At 34.5% G+C, this 16,568-nt stretch carries 16 protein-coding genes; all 16 read right to left on the bottom strand.

What is annotated here, in order from left to right; all coding sequences use genetic code 11:
• Complete coding sequence (locus LEP1GSC059_RS18135; RefSeq protein ID WP_017214689.1) at positions 1 to 1,242, bottom strand: class I SAM-dependent methyltransferase; 1,242 nt, start codon at positions 1,240 to 1,242, stop codon at positions 1 to 3.
• Positions 1,242 to 2,912, bottom strand: a complete 1,671-nt coding sequence (locus LEP1GSC059_RS18130) for a hypothetical protein (RefSeq protein ID WP_238323712.1) — start codon at positions 2,910 to 2,912, stop codon at positions 1,242 to 1,244. Before LEP1GSC059_RS18130 ends, LEP1GSC059_RS18135 begins: the two co-directional genes overlap by 1 nt.
• Positions 2,913 to 2,931: 19 nt before the next feature.
• Positions 2,932 to 4,056 (bottom strand): CDP-glucose 4,6-dehydratase, encoded by a 1,125-nt coding sequence (rfbG, locus tag LEP1GSC059_RS18125; protein ID WP_017214686.1) that lies wholly within the window; start codon positions 4,054 to 4,056, stop codon positions 2,932 to 2,934.
• Positions 4,057 to 4,059: 3 nt separating this feature from the next.
• Positions 4,060 to 4,842 carry a glucose-1-phosphate cytidylyltransferase gene (gene rfbF / locus LEP1GSC059_RS18120; protein WP_017214685.1) on the bottom strand — a complete coding sequence of 261 codons (783 nt, stop codon included), beginning with the start codon at positions 4,840 to 4,842 and terminating at the stop codon, positions 4,060 to 4,062.
• Positions 4,843 to 5,061: 219 nt separating this feature from the next.
• Positions 5,062 to 5,727, bottom strand: a complete 666-nt coding sequence (locus tag LEP1GSC059_RS18115) for a class I SAM-dependent methyltransferase (RefSeq protein ID WP_017214684.1) — start codon at positions 5,725 to 5,727, stop codon at positions 5,062 to 5,064.
• A 6-nt stretch (positions 5,728 to 5,733) separates the two neighbouring features.
• A complete protein-coding gene (locus LEP1GSC059_RS18110) occupies positions 5,734 to 6,168 on the bottom strand; it encodes an NUDIX hydrolase (RefSeq protein WP_017214683.1) in 435 nt (144 codons plus the stop codon).
• Between the two features lie 3 nt (positions 6,169 to 6,171).
• Positions 6,172 to 6,564: an LIC12192 family sporadic carbohydrate cluster protein gene (locus LEP1GSC059_RS18105; protein ID WP_017214682.1), complete on the bottom strand. Its 393-nt coding sequence runs from the start codon at positions 6,562 to 6,564 to the stop codon at positions 6,172 to 6,174.
• A complete protein-coding gene (locus LEP1GSC059_RS18100; protein ID WP_017214681.1) occupies positions 6,561 to 7,355 on the bottom strand; it encodes a sporadic carbohydrate cluster 2OG-Fe(II) oxygenase in 795 nt (264 codons plus the stop codon). The genes LEP1GSC059_RS18105 and LEP1GSC059_RS18100 overlap by 4 nt, the downstream gene beginning before the upstream one ends.
• A 235-nt stretch (positions 7,356 to 7,590) precedes the next feature.
• Positions 7,591 to 8,387, bottom strand: a protein-coding gene (locus LEP1GSC059_RS23290) for an IS5 family transposase (RefSeq protein ID WP_202900251.1) whose coding sequence is annotated in 2 segments (ribosomal slippage) — positions 7,591 to 8,042 and positions 8,042 to 8,387 — 798 coding nt in all. Because the reading frame shifts where the segments join, the coding sequence is not laid out codon by codon here.
• Positions 8,388 to 8,909: 522 nt separating this feature from the next.
• Positions 8,910 to 9,842, bottom strand: a complete 933-nt coding sequence (locus LEP1GSC059_RS18085; RefSeq protein WP_020981179.1) for a transketolase family protein — start codon at positions 9,840 to 9,842, stop codon at positions 8,910 to 8,912.
• An 8-nt stretch (positions 9,843 to 9,850) separates the two neighbouring features.
• Entirely contained in the window at positions 9,851 to 10,645 is a 795-nt protein-coding gene (locus LEP1GSC059_RS18080) for a transketolase (protein ID WP_017214678.1), read from the bottom strand.
• Between the two features lie 11 nt (positions 10,646 to 10,656).
• Complete coding sequence (locus tag LEP1GSC059_RS18075) at positions 10,657 to 12,273, bottom strand: phosphotransferase (RefSeq protein ID WP_017214677.1); 1,617 nt, start codon at positions 12,271 to 12,273, stop codon at positions 10,657 to 10,659.
• Complete coding sequence (locus tag LEP1GSC059_RS18070) at positions 12,270 to 13,262, bottom strand: NAD-dependent epimerase/dehydratase family protein (protein WP_017214676.1); 993 nt, start codon at positions 13,260 to 13,262, stop codon at positions 12,270 to 12,272. Before LEP1GSC059_RS18070 ends, LEP1GSC059_RS18075 begins: the two co-directional genes overlap by 4 nt.
• A gap of 3 nt (positions 13,263 to 13,265) precedes the next feature.
• Complete coding sequence (locus tag LEP1GSC059_RS18065; RefSeq protein WP_017214675.1) at positions 13,266 to 14,798, bottom strand: PfkB family carbohydrate kinase; 1,533 nt, start codon at positions 14,796 to 14,798, stop codon at positions 13,266 to 13,268.
• A complete protein-coding gene (locus LEP1GSC059_RS18060; protein ID WP_017214674.1) occupies positions 14,795 to 15,598 on the bottom strand; it encodes a nucleotidyltransferase family protein in 804 nt (267 codons plus the stop codon). Before LEP1GSC059_RS18060 ends, LEP1GSC059_RS18065 begins: the two co-directional genes overlap by 4 nt.
• On the bottom strand, positions 15,579 to 16,568 hold the full coding sequence (locus tag LEP1GSC059_RS18055) for an SDR family oxidoreductase (RefSeq protein ID WP_017214673.1): 990 nt from the start codon (positions 16,566 to 16,568) through the stop codon (positions 15,579 to 15,581). Before LEP1GSC059_RS18055 ends, LEP1GSC059_RS18060 begins: the two co-directional genes overlap by 20 nt.

The raw sequence follows: 16,568 nt of genomic DNA, 5'->3' as shown, positions 1-16,568 counted from the left end.
TCAATTAAAATCTTCATTTGATACGAGCGGCAAAACATTGCCCGTAAATCCGATCTGCCGTAAATAACTATTAATTTCTGTTTGAATATGCCAGGCGAGATTTACAATCGGTGAAGAATCTTTAGTATTTAATTCGCTATCCGATACAATAGGAATTCTTGTTCCGGGAATATAACACCCAACTTTAGGCGATCGCGGTTGTTCATAAACTGCTAATATTTCTTCATTCGTTAATTTTAATAACTCAAGTAGAATTGCTGCCCTACCGGGAAATGCTTTGGCCCGAAGGGGCCCGTAAATTTCAATTAAATCGGAAATTTCCTTTTGCTTCTTCGTTCGCCAATTTGAAATATTCACGGACATTTGTACAAAACTAGCTTCAAATCCCTCTTCCTTTTTCAAAATTTCAAGATCATTTATCTCTTTAGCCGATAATTTGGAATTACGGGAAATAAAAACTCGGATGTTGCCGCCGTATCTTTTTGGAAATTCAAAATCAACAAGGTTCGATTTCAGTGATTGTGCAATCCTTTGAAAAGAAGAATAACTATAAGTTCTTGGATGTTCGTGATAAAATGTATCAAATTGATTTCCGTCCAGAACGGATCCTAAATAATGATTTTCAATAACTAAACAGCTGTCTTCACTCAGTAGAATATTTAATGCATCTAAAACATTTCCTAAATTTTCAATATGCGCAAAAACATTTGTAAATGTTATTAAATCAGGTTGTCCATATTTTTCTTTAAAACTTTTTGCAATATCACAATCAAAAAAACCTTGTAAAATTGTATGACCTTTCAAATGAGCTTCTTGCGCCGCCCCCGTCGGTTCGATACCGTAAGTTAATGCGCCCTCTTCTCTAAAAATAGAAAGTAAACTACCATCATTACACCCAATATCTAAAATCTTTTTGCCTCGAAGATTTCCAAACTTTTGATTGCAAGAGTTTACCAATTCAGCCATTCCATTTAAAACATCCTTAGTCAATGAAGATCTGTAATGATAGGTTTCAGGAAAAAGAATTTTTTTTGGAATTTGATACTTCTGATGAGCAGTTTTACAAACTGAGCAGAAAAGAATTTCTATGGGATATTTTTTGACTTCAGTTTTTTCATTTATGGAAACTAAATCGTCACACATTGCGTGACTTCCTAAATCTATTACAGAAAGTAAATTTTCGTTATTACAAACTTCACATTGAACGATTGTGCTAAGATTTGGTGATTGCGTCAGTGACATTAACATGTTCCTATTGGGATTCTTTTTTTAAGGCTTTTCTTAATTAAAAATATCGATAAAAAAATACACAATGCCACAAGAACCGTGGCCGAATCTGCCACTGTATGTCTTTGACTATAAAAAAGAATCGATGGAATCATACTTACTATGAAAGAAAGAAGGATCATTTTGGCAAATATTCGCAACTCAGATTCTACTTTCCGTTCAAGTAATATACTCAAATGAAATAACTTTACCAAAATAAATAAATGTAAGGAAAAAACCGTTAAAATAATAAACAAAATATTCGGAGACTGATAGATACTTTTGATAAAAAACTGCACATAACTTAAAACGTTCATAAAAAACCGAATCGGCTTGATGAACAAATACATATATCCTACATCAATCGGGCGTTTTCGTAATAAATCGAAGTAGACGTTACGTAGAGTGGTATCATAAAATTGCCATTTAATATTAAAATGGCCTTCCTTAACGATGTCCGTACCAATTTGATCTGTAGAGCCATTTTCCCTAAGATATTTCACGGCGGCGTGAAAGCCATTCATATCTGCGGGTTCATTTCTTATACCTTGTACGAATCTCTTATAAAAACTAATTTCACTATCACACTCTGGAATATGATAGAAGCCTTTGAGTTTATCACTTAAGGAAGTTTTCGAGCATACAAAATCACTTCGTAATTTAGGATCGCTTACAACTCCAATAAAAAGCGGATGCCACAAAACATGCGTCTGAGTCCAAATTTCTTTACTATATTCTTTATGTAATTCCTGATGCGGAACGTATTTCACTAAAAAAAATAATAAACTTACCAACAATGGAATTCGAAAGTAAACGAAAATTACTTTAAAAATCCTGTAACTGAATATTTTTTTACTAAGTGACCAACCTCTAAATCTCCAAAGGTAAATACAGAGCATAATCGTTGATGAAATGAATAATGCGATTAACATCCATAAAGAAGATCCTCTCGCTAAAAAAACAAAAAGAAGTGGGGCCGTCTGTAGAAAAATCAGAAACCATTGGCTGAATGTTATTTTAGTCTGCCTTGAAGCCAACAGAATGTGAAAGAATGGTATTATTCCTAGTATTGGAATAAAACGATAATTATAAATCGAAAGCAATTGTGCCCCAACGGCAGGATTACAAATCACGATAAAAATAATGGAATTTACTAAACACCAAAGTAATATTAACTGCGAAATTTTATTTCTGTAAGATACTAAAAAAATGAATGATGAAAAGCCAAAAATTAAAAACCAAAACAATGAAATACTTTGAGTTTTTATTCCAAATAATTGAAAAGATAAAACAACAAAATAAACGTAAGTTTGTTCATTTATATACCCGTGCAGATGGTCAAAGTTAATAATTTTTAAATAGGATGCCTTAAACAGTGCTGCATTAATTTCACTAAGATACTTCGTATAATCATCGATAGTTACAAGATCAATTGTGCTTACATTGGGAATTTGTTTGAGGGCGGTTAGAATTTGTTCCAAACCGGCATAACCTTCCACGCCGTACAATTGTCGACTTATTGCAATATTCATTACCATAAGATGATCAATAAAAGGCTCGCCGACTACGCCCAATCGATCATCAAATACTATCAATAATCCAAGTAGAATTACGGAAACAGAAATGGCAAAATATAGAATTTTCAAAATTCTTTTTTGATTTTTTTCATTTGTCATAGCTATTTTCAAACTTCCGGTATTCTTCTATTTGTTTTAAACAAATTTCTCGAATATTCTCTTTTTCATTATAGGCTTTCATCCAATCTACGATCTTTTCCAATGCGTCATCGGTGGACCATCTCGGTTTCCAACCTAATCTTGAAACCGATTTTGAAATATCAAGCTTGAGAGTTTTTGCTTCGTGCGGTTCTTTCTCGTTACTCTTAACAACAACTTTTGGCCCTTTTAAATTCTTACTTTTACATATTTGCTCAAATTTAGAGATTATCTCAAATACGGTTTTGGACTCCTTGTCATAAGGACCGAAATTCCAACTTTCAGAAAATGAATCTCCATCTACATAAAGTTTATGGATCAACATCATATAACCATAAAGCGGATCCAAAACATGCTGCCACGGTCTTATAGAATCCGGATTTCTAACCTGGATTGTCTTACCTTGAATGGTTGAACGAACAATATCAGGTATCAATCGATCGGTTGCGAAATCCCCTCCGCCGATTACATTGCCTGCTCTTGCCGTTGCGACAGATACACCCTGTTGATTTCCATGTTTGACCTGAAAAAATGATTTTCGATATGATAACGTTACTAGTTCAGAGCATGCCTTACTACTCGAATAAGGATCATAGCCGCCCAATGGCTCATTTTCTCTATAAGGCCATTCCCACTCTTGATTCTCATATACTTTATCTGTAGTTATGTTTAATACTACTTTTAGATTTTCTATCGAACGTGCTGCGTCCAATATGTTAACGGTTCCCATAACATTAGTTGCATACGTTTTTACTGGAGATTCATATGATTCTCTCACAAGCGGTTGCGCAGCCATGTGAATAATTATTTCAGGTTTTACAACCTTAACGGCTTTTGTAAGAGAATCTACATCCAATATATCTGCGAAAATCGATTTTTTTAAAAGTGTTTCAACATTCGCTAATTTAAAAAGAGACATTCCTTCCGGAGGGGCCAGCGAATATCCGGTTATCTCTGAACCAAGTGACGCCAACCACAAAGATAGCCAGGACCCTTTGAAACCTGTATGACCTGTTATAAATATTCTTTTTTTCTTAAAAAATTCTAAATTAAAATATTCAACATTTGCCTTCATCTTTTACCAAATTTTCCAAGGAGCACTTCCGGATTTCCATAGATCCTCGAGATAATTTTTATCTCTCAACGTATCCATCGCCTGCCAAAAACCCAAATGTTTAAATGCTGCTAGCTGACCGTTTCCGGCCAATTTTTCGAGCGGTCCCTTTTCTAAGGGTAAATGATTCGAATCATTTGGAATATAATCAAAAACTTCAGACTCAAATACGAAAAACCCACCATTAATCCAATTGCCCGGACTTTTAGGTTTCTCCTCAAACCCTCTTACAAGTGATTCATTACCTGAAATATCCAAAGCCCCCCATCTGCCGGCCGGTTGAATGGAAGTAACCGTCGCAATACGTTTATTCTTTTGATGAAAAGCGAGTAAATCCTTTAAATTGACATTAGCCACACCATCTCCATAAGTAAGCATAAATGTTTCGGACTGAATGTATTTTTCTATTTTTTTTACACGACCACCCGTCTGAGTTTCTAATCCCGTATTTACCAGTGTAACTTTCCATGGTTCCACCGTATTACCGTGTATTTCCATTTTGTTATTATCTCGAAAGTCAAATGTTACATCCGACTCGTGCAAATAATAATTTATGAAATATTCTTTGATCGCATATCCTTTATAGCCCAAGCATATGATAAAATCATTAAAACCAAAATGGGAATAAATCTTCATTATGTGCCAAAGGATCGGCTTCTCACCGATTTCGACCATCGGTTTAGGTCTTAAATGAGATTCTTCACTAATGCGAGTCCCAAATCCACCGGCAAGAATTACCACTTTCATCAAACGCCTCTTAAATAAGTAATAAATTAGAAATCAAAAGATAATCGATTTATTTAGACATTTTTTTTCGTAGATAAATTCTAAATATAACGGAAATATTATACTCTTTCATTGAATATGTGTTAGGTTAAAGATCGTAAAAAAGAGAATAAATTAATATCGTATTTTTACTTTCGAATACTAAATCGAATGTATTTTTCTTTTGATCCGTATACTTCTTTACTCGAAAAATATAAACTCGTAATCTCCAGTATAACCAAATTCATTATACAACCAAATCCATTCGGAAACTTCCAGTAAAGATTCCGCAGTTAAAGCCCAACATTCTAAATTAAAGAATTCTTTTTCGTTTCGATAACTTTCGAGCATCAGATAACCATTCTTTGCGACCCTTTCCATTTCTTTTAAGGCTGACTTTAACTCAAATAATTTCAAATTATGAAACGTGGTAAGCGATATTACTAAATCGAATTCCTTATCGCCGAAAGGATACGGATCCTGCGCCTTATATTGAAACAAATAGGGTTTGATTTCCTCTTTCGCATTCTCAAGTCCGTAAGTTGAAGAATCAAAACCAACGACCTCAAGTTTAGGTTCAATCAATAACATTTCGTAAAGCAAAAAACCTTTCCCACATCCCACATCTAAAACCTTGGATCCAGGTTTAAGATTATAATCTTGAATCAAAGTCTCCGCAACTGGCTTCCATCTACCCGGAATATATTTGTATCCACCGTAGCCGAAACGACGATCCCCATCCCAATAATCAAAGCCGTATTTTTTGGCCTTGATCATACATTCTATTTTATGATCCTGCATACGAGCAAGATAATCTCTCTGAGTCGCTTTATGAAGCGGTGTAACTATACTTTTCAGTTTTCCCATTTTTAATCATCTATTGAGAAAAATTTTATCTAAGAAATTCTTAATATTATAAAGATTTTCACTAACACCTGGAACCAATGGAAGTTTTTCATCCAACTCTTCCCATAAAAACCATTTCATTGCTAAACCTTCATTTAAAGTAAGAACGTCTTCTTTTACTTCAAAATGAACCGGCAAACAGTGATTACACGTAATTTGTTCACCTCTCCATTCCCAATGAAATAGCTCTTCCCCAATACTTCCCGGAATACATCCAAGTTCTTCTTCCAACTCACGGCTCAATGCATCTTTAAGATTTTCACCAGACTCAACCTGCCCGCCAAAAAAAGTCCAATAACCTTGGAAAATAATGCCCGGTGTAAAATCACGCTGCTGTAATAAAAGACGACCGTCATCTCTATAGATTAACGCCTTAACAGCATGGGCAATCAAGTTATCCATAAATTAATAATTGAAACAATGAGGTAAGATCAATTTGATTTTCCAGAGATTTTCGATTCGCTCTGCATCTTCTTTATCGCTTAACTTTAGACCTTCCACGGCAAAATAGCAGACTTTTTGAGAGGAAAGAATACGATCATAAAAACGATTTCTATCTTCCAAATCCATCGGTAGTTGGAATAAGCTGTATAAAATCATTCCTTCTATACTACCTAATTCATCTAAGACTTGTTGTAAAATCAAATGACAACCTTCCATTGCATATTCAGTCGCGCTGAGTAAATAGTGAAGACCGTTTCTCTGACAATAATCTCTGATAACGATATTTTGAACGTGCTGCGGTACCCTTTCACCCAGAAAAGGCCTACTAAAAATATAACCTCTTACGCCCTTCATTTCACTTTTGGAAACTGATATTCCATTCCTACCTTTGAAGCCGCTCTCAATGTGATCGGTTCAAAGAATTCTCCGAGTTTTTTATCTCCATAAGGAGTAAAGACGGATTTAAACCTGCAATTCATAGACCATCTTGTGTCCAATTCTTCGTTCACTCTATTCCCATGAGGATAACCTTGATCAAATAAAAGTATTTCACCGTATTTAACTTCCAACCATTGAACGTCTTTCGAGATTGATTGAAATAAATCTTCACTGCTTATCCCAGACTGATTTTTAAAATCAGAAATTAACTTTTTAGAAGGATCGGGTGGAAGTAAATACATAGATTTTGTTTTATAACAATCCACAATCGGCAACCAAACTACAATCTCATAAGGAGAATCTCCAGACCATGTATCCGAATGAACTGGTAGAAGAGAACTATCGTCATTCGGAAATTGAATACTCAAATTCACTCTTAGCTGCATAGACAATTCATTACCAACTAACGTTTCTAAATAAGGTTTAGCTACTTTATAGTAATGATAGCGAAAGTCTTTTAAAGAATTCATAGATTGAATTACTTTTAAACGAAAAGAATTCAAATCACTTACGGAAACTTTTTTATGAATTTGATTGAGAAGAATATCCGACGATTCTTCTTTAGATAAACCTAAAATATTTCTAACTATATTCGCTATACTTTCTTTGATCCAATCCAACGAATTGAGATCAGCTGCTTTTTGAATGGTATAACCATCCCGAATATACTCATGTGTTATTTGCTGTTCATACTCAGATAAAAACATATTTTTTAAGCAATCCTTGCTTATTCTAAAACAATTTAAAATTGTATTATATTCAAAACTACTTATTCAATAAATGCGAGAACAATTATAAAAAAAATTTAAATGAATTAGAATTCTATACTTTAATTCATTGAAAACAACATTAGAGTTGTTGAAAAATTTCATAGTGGCAATTAACAAAACTACTTCCAATCAACCGTTTCCATAAAATAGAAACTAAGAGCCGGTCTCAAAACTACCTATCAAAAAAGTTAAAAGCAATGATAGAGCTTGCGAGATAAAGAGATGCAAGATAATTTTCAGATTTTCTTTCCCAACGAATTAGGATAGCCCTGAATCGATTGTGCCAACTGTTAGTTCTTTCAACGACCCAACGTCTAGGTTTTCCTTTATATTTACCGATGAGAGGCTTTTCACCTTTTTTCCGAATATGAGATTGAATGTTTCTTCTTTTGATTAAAACTTCTATATCTTTGAAATCATAACCTTTATCTAAACAAATATGTTTTGGCTTCTTTCTTCTTTTTCCGGAAAATATTAGGATTGAATTCAACGTATCTTTTACACCGTGTTTGTCATGAACGTTAGCTCCAGTCAATGTAATTGCCAAAGGAATTCCATTTCCATCTGTAAGAATATGCCGTTTAACACCTAATTTGGCACGGTCTGTAGGGTTTTTCCCAGTTAAGCTCCCCCTTTGGGAGCTTTAACCATTGCCGAATCCATCGAAGCCCAGTCCCATGCTATTTGATTCTTTACATCATAATATTTTAAAATAGATTTATAAATCTTTTTGAATACTCCTGCTCGTTCCCATTCTTGAAATCTTCTGTGACAAGTTTGGCCTGATCCAAACTCATTCGGAATGGCACGCCACTGACAGCCTGTTTTCATTCGATAGATGATACCTGACATTACTACTCGTGTTGGTACTCGATTGCGACCTCCTTTCGGATTTACTTTTTCTTTCGGGATTAATGGGGCTATTTGTTTCCAAAGTGCATCCGGTATCTCTGAATAATATTTGTCCATTTCACATTGATATTATTACCCTTTCTCTCTACAAACAGTTTTGAGACCGGCTCTAAGTAGAGAATTAATTTTTTAACAACTCTATTACTAACAATTTAAGCCATGAAACTTGTGAGCAGATTTCAAATTTTTTACACTAAACTTATACTAAATGTAAAATTTATCAAAGTACCTATGTTTTATTATTAGAGCCAGTCAACAAACGAAAACTATATATTAGAGTTGTTGAAAAATTCTATAGTTAAAATTAACAAAATTGCTTCAATCGACCGTTTCCATGAAACAAAAACTAAGTGGCAAATTAATTTTTCAACAACTCTAATATTAAAATAAAATTTTAATATTTCAATACATTAAGAAAAATTCAAGTTTTCTAGATTAAATCAAAATCATCTCAAAACACTTCTATTTTATATTTTTAAATAAAAATATAAAATAGAAGTGTTTTTATAAAGGACTTTAAATACAAAAATTGATTTTAAATTTTGAAAGATATAATTCAAAATCAAAAGTAAACCACTTTCATTTCTTAGCCCGAATCGTATCTTTCATTGTTTTCACTAAATTATCTTTGTTGATTCCAAAATGATTTAACAAAGATTCCTGACTTCCATACTTTTCTGAAAATTGATCGGGGAGACCAATTCTACTAATCTTTCCTGTCTCGTTTGGAATCTCATCATTGCAAAATTCGAGAACCGCACTTCCTAATCCACCAATTCGAGTATGTTCTTCTACGGTAACGATAGCAGAAACCTTCGGAATCCATTCTTTAAGGATTTCTCCATCTAAAGGTTTTACCGTATGCATGTGAATTACTCCACAATTTACGCCTTCGGTTTCCAATTGCTGGATTGCTTCTAAAGCAAGTTGAGTCATAACTCCAGTGGTTACGAATAAACCATCTTTACCTTCTTTCATAAGAATAGCTTTTCCAATTTCAAAGCCAAGCTCTGCTTTACTAACCACCTTATCTCCGCCTTTTGCCAGTCGGATATAAATTGGATGAGGCCAATCCAATGTCAAAGGCATCAACCTTTTCATTTCCTCCGCATCACACGGAGCTATAATTGTCATGTTTGGTAAAGCACGAAGAATTGCTATATCTTCAACTGCTAAATGTGTAGGTCCAAGAGGAGCATAAACAATTCCTCCTCCACTTGCAATCAAACGAACAGGAAGATTGTGTAAGCATAAATCCAAAGCAACTTGTTCAAAACATCGTCTCGTTAAAAATGTCGCGATAGTATTAATGTAAGGTATAAATCCTTCCATTGCCATTCCTGCAGCCATACCGATGACATGTTGTTCACTGACTCCTTCCATATAAAAACGATCAGGAATGCTTTGTTTCATTTCTTCCAAAACGCCTGGTCCAAGATCAGATCCAATGAAAACAACTCTATCGTCTTTTTGTGCAAGTTGATTTACAATTTTTAAACTAGTATTACGCATCTTAGCACCTATAAGCAAGCATACATTGCTTCTATTTCTTCTTTTGATAGTTTTGATTTGTGATGCCAATTAGGATTTCCTTCAGCAAAAGGAAATCCTTTACCTTTAACAGTATGGCATATAATCGCAGAAGGTTTATCTAAATGAAAAGGAAGTCTATTTAAAGTTGATTTAATTTCTGCTATATCATGGCCATCAATTTCTGCAGTTTCAAATCCAAAACTTTTCCACTTATCTACAAGTGGTTCCAAATCCAATACCTCTTTAGTCAAACCGTATGACTGTAGTTTATTATAATCAACCATCACTGTTAAATTAGAAAGCTTATGTTTAGCAGCAGACATCGCAGCTTCCCAAACGGAACCTTCATTGATTTCGCCGTCTCCCGTCAAAACGATAACTTTATAACTTTTCTTTCTGATTTTTCCGGCAACAGCCATTCCGACTCCGATAGGTAATCCGTGACCCAATGCTCCTGTCGAAGCTTCGACCCCTGGAATTTTTCCCCTCTCCGGATGACCTCCCAAACGAGAATCCGACTTACAAAAAGTTTTTAATTCATCAATTGGAATAAATCCTTTGTCGGCAAGAACCGCATACAATGCAAGACAACCGTGTCCCTTACTCAAAATAAATCTGTCTCGATCGGGAGAAGCATAGTTATCTTTGGAGATATTTAAATAACCGTCATATAAGACGTGCAAAATTTCGATCATGGACATGGAAGAACCCAAATGACCTCGTCCTCCTCCCTCCAATGCCTCTACCACAAGTTTTCTTAAACGTTTTGAAACTAGTTCCATAGGATTTCCCTTTACGCAATCTGCTTAATTCTGTTTAACAACACTTTAGATTTATTTAATTGAATATTCTGAATATCAATCAGTTTATCTTTTTTTCCTGGTATCGCGTTAATTCGATTTTCTAATTTTGTTTTCAAAAACTCATTTAAAAGAATTAAACACCAACGAATTCCATAAAGAGGGAAATACATTAAAAATCTATTTTCAATTCCAGAATCTTGATCAAAAATTTTAATCGAATTTTTTAACCAGACTACTCTTTCGTTTTCCGTAAGATTCATTCCAGGATGCCAAAGAAAATCCGAAATTAATTTCACAGGATCATCCCATCCAAAATATTCTAAATCATAAATATATAATATTCCGTCTGATCCAAGTTTAGAGTTATGAAAACCAAAATCGGAAGGACTTAAAATCAAGTATTGCTTTTCTAATTTTTTAAAGTAATCTTCTTTGTAAAAAGACTTTGCTCTTCCTAAAAAAAAGTTCAAAGTAGGCAACAGTTCATGTGTTAAAAACTGGTTTAATTCAGAATTATCTAAATGTTGAAGGTTAATCAATCGCCTTTGTATTTGCAATTCAAGTTCAGTACCGGATAAACACGATTCAGATGCATACTTAAATGTATCTTCTGGAACTTTATTTTTTATTTCTTTTAATTTTTGTATAAATTCAATTAACTGAAGAATTAGATCTTCTCGACGTTCATCTATCTCCTTACCTTCAATCCAAAGATATAATCCCCAATTCAATACATCATCCTTTCTAATTGGTTTTGGAACCGCCAAATTAAATTGATACAACATTGAACAACTTTCGTATTCTGTTTCAAGTCTCTTACGTGAATCCAATTGCAAATCTGGATAAATTTTTAACACATAAGACTGGCTATTGGAATCAACTCGATACACTCTACTATTCCCGTTCGCTTTTATCGTTTTTATTCCAGTCAAACCTAAATCTTTCCATTTTTGAGTTAAAACAGAGAATATTTCTTCTAATGAGAATTCAGAAAAAATAAATAACGAAATTTTTCTCCAGCTATCAAATTCTATTATGTTTTCAACGCTTTCAGTATTTGATTCTAACTTACCGAAAAGAATTTTTTTAGTAAGTGATGAAAACTCCTTCTCTTCAAAAACTTCAAGTAGATCATCTATGAAATAAGAAAACTTAAGTTCATTGATCTTTTTTATTTTTTCTAATCTTGTAGTAGAGAAAAAAACGTTCTCTAGAGAAATATTAAATTCATTGGGATTAAAAAATCCTTTTTGTTTCATCCATTGTAAGGCTGCGGTTCTAAGATTTATCTTTTCTTCGTCGAAATGACCATACTCAGTTTTATGACTAACAATAAAAACTTCTACCTGATTTAATTTACATTTCCATAAGAATTCAGCTACCCCCGGAAATAGAGTGGCTTGATTCATATATTTACCGTAAACTTTACCTTGGACTTTTTGCCATAATAATTCCCCTTTTTCTAAAGTTCTAAGAAAGTCCCTAAGTTCTTTCTTAGATCCTTTCCATTCATTTGGGATTAATTTTTGTTCTTTCGCTACAATCGCAAAAACTTCATCATAGCACGCGAGAGTATTATCGAAATCTAATCCGATTCGAAGTTTCATCTTAAACTTATAGATTGCATACGTTTTATATTAAAATATTTTTCATCGGTCAGAGAATTCGGAAGAAGGCCAGAATCAAAAGCTTTCTTTAAATCTTCTGCAGCCAACTTGATAGAACGATTTGCACGGAACCCCAATTGATTGTAAATCTTATCGGAAGAAATATGGTAAGATCGATTATCGTTTGTAGGAGTGGTAACTAACTTTACATCTTCTCCGACAACTTCTTTAACCATATTAGCAATTTCAGAAACTGTAAAGTTCAAATAACCGGCGTTATATATTTCTCCTGCTACTTTTTCTTTTGGAGCGCGTAACAAAACCAAATAAGCATCGACCATATCGTCAATATGAATATTCGGACGAAGCTGAGCGCCTCCGAACACGCTGATCTCGCGTTTATGATAAGCAAGATTAGTCAAAATATTTACTACAACGTCCAATCTTTGTCTAGGAGAATAACCACAAACCGTAGCAGGGCGAATTGTAACAGTCGTAAAATCAGAGGACTGATATTCTGAAAGAATTTTTTCGCAATCCGCTTTAAACTTGGAATAATCGGTAAGAGGTTCTAATGAAAAATCCTCAGTAACATTTGGCTCATCTTTAATTCCATAAACAGAAGAAGAGGAAGCATAAATGAATCTTTTGACGGCGTGCTTTTTACTAATTTCAACAAGAGGTCGAAATGCGTCCAAGTTGATTGATTTTCCTAAATTCGGATTTAACTCAAAACTAGGATCATTGGAAATACATGCCAAATGAATTACCGAATCATGACCTGGAATTGTTTGATTCAATACATCTTGATCTCGAATATCACCTTGAATCTTTGTTAGGTTAGGATGTTTTTTAAGCACATCTTCTCCATAGATCATAAGATCAAGTACTGTAACTTTATAACCTTCCGAAAGAAGGCGAGGCACAAGCATGGCCCCGACATAACCGGCACCGCCAGTTATATAAATACTTTTAATATCTTGGCCCATTATTTACCTCAAATTCTTAATATAGTTTTCAAGTTTCTGATGAGAAACAGGTATATTCCCAACTGTTTGAACGGCAAGCGCCGCCATACAAGTACCAATTGCAGAAGCTTCCATTAAATTTGCACCGGAACACATACTAACAGAAATAGCTGCTAACAAGGAATCACCCGCTCCGGCTACATCTACCGGATTGGAAACTAAAGCAGGAAAATGTTCACTTTTTTTAAGATTGCCTGGAGTAGTATCGTTCGAATAGGCAATAAATCCTTCCGCACCCAACTTAATTAGTAAATTTCTAGAACGTGTTTTTTCCAAAAGAGTATTTGCAATCCATTCTACACCATCTTCATGATTTGCTAAAGCAATTCTAGCCTCTCTTTCAGTTGGGCAAATTAAATTAAAATCTTCAAATTTAGCAATATTGCCAACTTGACTACTACACTGTAAATCTCCAAACAGTAAAATATTGTTTTCCCTTGCTATTGATCGAATTTCAGCAAGAATTCTATTCGTTATCACCCCATATACAAAGTCACAAACTAGAATTCCATCGTAGTTTTTCGCAATTTTTCTTAATTTTTCAATGAGTTGATCTTCAACTTTTTTTGAGAGAGAGTGTTCCTTAAGACGACTGACTCGAAATAGTTTTTGATTTTCAACCATATAACGAATTTTGAATGTAGTAGGACGACTGCTATCACGAGTTAATTGTACATCAATACCTTGTTCTTGTAAGTTTTTATTTACCAAATTTGCATTTTCATCCTCGCCTACAACGGATAAAAAAGTACAATCCGCGCCCAAAGCCTTTACGTGTGCGGCAACTACCCCAGCCCCACCCACAAATTCTCTAGTTTCTAACTCCTTAACTACAAGAACGGGAGCCTCGGCACTAATTCCAATTGCGTCACACGCAACATACTGATCTACAATTGTATCTCCAACAACGAGGATTTTAGAATTGGAAAATTTTTCAATGTAAGTTACAAGTTTTGCGAGATCGATTCCCTGTCGTTTGTTTGCCTGAAGAAATAAATGTTTTCTTTCCGATTCAAGATCTTGTTGGCTGCCATGAAGTAAATCAGCGCTTGCATAGTGAACCTCACCTGCATGAAAAATAACTTTCCCATTTTGTTTTTCAATACTATAAACCGCAGCCTTAATGTCTTCACGATGTGTATTTTCAAGTTCTTTTCCCAAAACTAAAACAGAGGGTTTAATCTGGATCGATAAGTCCTCGAGAGAAATTTTATCCAATACGTAAACTAAGTCTACAAAATGTAAAGAAGCCACACCCTCTGCTCTTTCCATTTGATGAAAGTATTTACTTCTTTGAGATTCTGTAATACTTTGATCTCCTAGAACCGCTACTTTTAGTTTTTTTCCAAGACTTTTAGCATATTGTAAAAATCGAATATGTCCCGGATGTATAACGTTAAAATGCCCATAACAAAGAACTAAAGATTCTTCTAATGGACTTTCACTCAATTGTGAAACGTCTACGACAGATATAATCTTATGAGAATTCGGAATCATAATATGGATTGAATGGATTGATGAATCGAGTTTGATAAAAATTCAGTTTCCCATTCATCTAAATTATTGTTTTTTGGAAAAACAATTTCCTTTTGAGCTTTCGCCAAGGCTTCTGAATTTCCAATATCGCGCATTATATCTTTGTTTTCCCAAGTGGCGATTTTACCTAAAAACTGAGGCAATACCTGATTGCTAAAATCATTTACGTATTCTTTTTCTCGAATCCAATCTAAAACTTCTGGCTCAATCAAATAGATAGCGGCATTTGCCAGATCTCCTGGAGGGTTCTCTACTTTTTCGTGGAATCTCTGAACGACTCCGTTATCATCCAGTTCCACAATCCCGCAACTTTTCGGAGAATCAGTTCGAAACGTCATCATCGTTATAAGAGAACCCTTAGGTCTTTTCAAAAAATGAAATTCAACAAAAGAATCAAAATCGCATAAACAAAGATTATCGCCGTGAATCAAAAGAATTGTTTTTCCTTTAAAGAAATCATAGTTTTTTTGAAGAGTTCCAGCCGTACCTAATAACTCAGGCTCATAGACGGATTTGACCCAATCCTTATATCTCGGTCTTTTTAAAAAAGAAGATACGACCTCGCTCAAATAATGAAGATTCACCAAAACTTTAGAAATTTTTAATTGAGAGATCTGATCCAACCAAATTTCAAGCAAAGGCTTTCCGGAAATCGGCATCAAACATTTTGGCCAAAAATCTGTAAGAGGTTTTAACCTAGTTCCAAGTCCAGCCGCTAAAATCAAAACATTAATTTCGTTTTTATGAATTAGATCCGCCAAGATACTTAAACCAATCAGATGTAGCCTTTTCTATTTTATCAGGCGTCCACACTGGGGCTTCTCTCCAATAATTTATATTTTTTAATAATTCTCCAATTCCTGTTTCTATAGAAATCTTAGGGGACCAATTTAAGTCTTTTTTAATTTTCGTAATATCTGCAAAAGTACTATCTGGTTCACCAGGTCGCTTTGGAATGTACGTAACTTCTCCTTTTAGAAGTTCTACAATTCGATTTACTGAAATCGTCGCACCGCTTCCAACGTTATAAATTTCACCTACTTTATCACTTTGTGCAGCAGCAAAAACTGCTTCCACCACATCTCTCACATAAGTAAAATCCCTAGTTTGTTTCCCATCCCCTACCACGGTAAAAGGTTTTTCAGCTAACTTTTGAGCAAGGAATACTCCAAAAACGGCCCCGTAAGTTCCTGAAGTTCGAGATCTAGGTCCGTAAACATTAAAGAATCGTAATGATAAAGCAGGAAATTTATAAACCTGAGCCCAGTGTATTACCAATTCCTCTCCCATTCTTTTCGTAAGAGCGTAAGGATACTGAGGTTGAATCGGAGACGTCTCGGGAGTCGGATAAACTTCCGGAATCCCATAACAGGAAGATGAGGCGGCATAAACAAAACGCTTTACATTCTGATGCCTGCTTGCTTGTAAAACGTTTAAGGTGCCTGTTACGTTAGACTGAAAATACCCTTCAGGATTTTGAATACTTGGAACAATATCCGCAAGTGCTGCGAGATGAAATACGTAATCAACCGATTGGAACTTCTTTATCCAATCGCCTTGAACGGATATATCGCATTCGACTAAATCGATTTTTTTCTTTACGTGATCGAGATTTAAAGCCCTGCCCGTGCTAAAATTATCCAAAACAGTAACTTCAAATTTGTTTTCTAATAGAAGATCAACAAGGTGACTTCCGATAAATCCGGCTCCTCCGGTAACTAATGCTTTCAT

It is taken from the genome of Leptospira noguchii serovar Panama str. CZ214, from assembly GCF_000306255.2.
GTDB classification, from domain to species: domain Bacteria; phylum Spirochaetota; class Leptospiria; order Leptospirales; family Leptospiraceae; genus Leptospira; species Leptospira noguchii.
Note: the sequence above shows the minus strand (reverse complement) of the source record. Positions and strands in the feature narration are given on the sequence as shown.

What these genes read in the sequence shown, in the direction of transcription:
- LEP1GSC059_RS18135 (WP_017214689.1), bottom strand. Translation starts at nt 1,242, where the DNA reads ATGTCACTGACGCAATCACCAAATCTTAGCACAATCGTTCAATGTGAA.
- rfbG (WP_017214686.1), bottom strand. Translation starts at nt 4,056, where the DNA reads ATGAAGGCAAATGTTGAATATTTTAATTTAGAATTTTTTAAGAAAAAA.
- rfbF (WP_017214685.1), bottom strand. Translation starts at nt 4,842, where the DNA reads ATGAAAGTGGTAATTCTTGCCGGTGGATTTGGGACTCGCATTAGTGAA.
- LEP1GSC059_RS18115 (WP_017214684.1), bottom strand. Translation starts at nt 5,727, where the DNA reads ATGGGAAAACTGAAAAGTATAGTTACACCGCTTCATAAAGCGACTCAG.
- LEP1GSC059_RS18110 (WP_017214683.1), bottom strand. Translation starts at nt 6,168, where the DNA reads ATGGATAACTTGATTGCCCATGCTGTTAAGGCGTTAATCTATAGAGAT.
- LEP1GSC059_RS18105 (WP_017214682.1), bottom strand. Translation starts at nt 6,564, where the DNA reads ATGAAGGGCGTAAGAGGTTATATTTTTAGTAGGCCTTTTCTGGGTGAA.
- LEP1GSC059_RS18100 (WP_017214681.1), bottom strand. Translation starts at nt 7,355, where the DNA reads ATGTTTTTATCTGAGTATGAACAGCAAATAACACATGAGTATATTCGG.
- LEP1GSC059_RS18085 (WP_020981179.1), bottom strand. Translation starts at nt 9,842, where the DNA reads ATGCGTAATACTAGTTTAAAAATTGTAAATCAACTTGCACAAAAAGAC.
- LEP1GSC059_RS18080 (WP_017214678.1), bottom strand. Translation starts at nt 10,645, where the DNA reads ATGGAACTAGTTTCAAAACGTTTAAGAAAACTTGTGGTAGAGGCATTG.
- LEP1GSC059_RS18075 (WP_017214677.1), bottom strand. Translation starts at nt 12,273, where the DNA reads ATGAAACTTCGAATCGGATTAGATTTCGATAATACTCTCGCGTGCTAT.
- LEP1GSC059_RS18070 (WP_017214676.1), bottom strand. Translation starts at nt 13,262, where the DNA reads ATGGGCCAAGATATTAAAAGTATTTATATAACTGGCGGTGCCGGTTAT.
- LEP1GSC059_RS18065 (WP_017214675.1), bottom strand. Translation starts at nt 14,798, where the DNA reads ATGATTCCGAATTCTCATAAGATTATATCTGTCGTAGACGTTTCACAA.
- LEP1GSC059_RS18055 (WP_017214673.1), bottom strand. Translation starts at nt 16,568, where the DNA reads ATGAAAGCATTAGTTACCGGAGGAGCCGGATTTATCGGAAGTCACCTT.